General features: G+C 62.8%; 1 protein-coding gene. It reads left to right on the top strand.

What is annotated here, in order from left to right; translation table 11 throughout:
- Window positions 1-422: cbb3-type cytochrome c oxidase subunit I (locus JK358_RS38800; protein WP_201958885.1), on the top strand; the 422-nt coding region annotated here is incomplete at both ends.

The raw sequence follows: 422 nt of genomic DNA, 5'->3' as shown, positions 1-422 counted from the left end.
GCCGTTCTGCTGCCGTACTTCTCGTTCATGACCTTCCTCATCGCGGTGCCCACCGGCGTGAAGTTCTTCAACTGGATCGGCACCATGTGGCGCGGCCAGCTGACCTTCGAAACCCCGATGCTGTGGTCGGTCGGGTTCCTCATCACGTTCCTCTTCGGCGGCCTGTCCGGCGTCATCCTGGCCTCGCCGCCGATCGACTTCCATGTCTCCGACACGTATTTCGTGGTGGCGCACTTCCACTACGTGCTCTTCGGCACCATCGTGTTCGCGACCTTCGCGGGCATCTACTTCTGGTTCCCGAAGATGACCGGCCGCATGCTCGACGAGCGCCTCGGCAAGTGGCACTTCTGGGCGACCTTCATCGGCTTCCACACCACCTTCCTGGTCCAGCACTGGCTGGGCAACGAGGGCATGCCGCGTCG

This window comes from Nocardia acididurans (genome assembly GCF_016741815.1).
In the GTDB taxonomy this organism is placed as follows: Bacteria; Actinomycetota; Actinomycetes; order Mycobacteriales; family Mycobacteriaceae; genus Nocardia; species Nocardia acididurans.
This window is presented reverse-complemented; position numbering and strand designations above follow the sequence as displayed.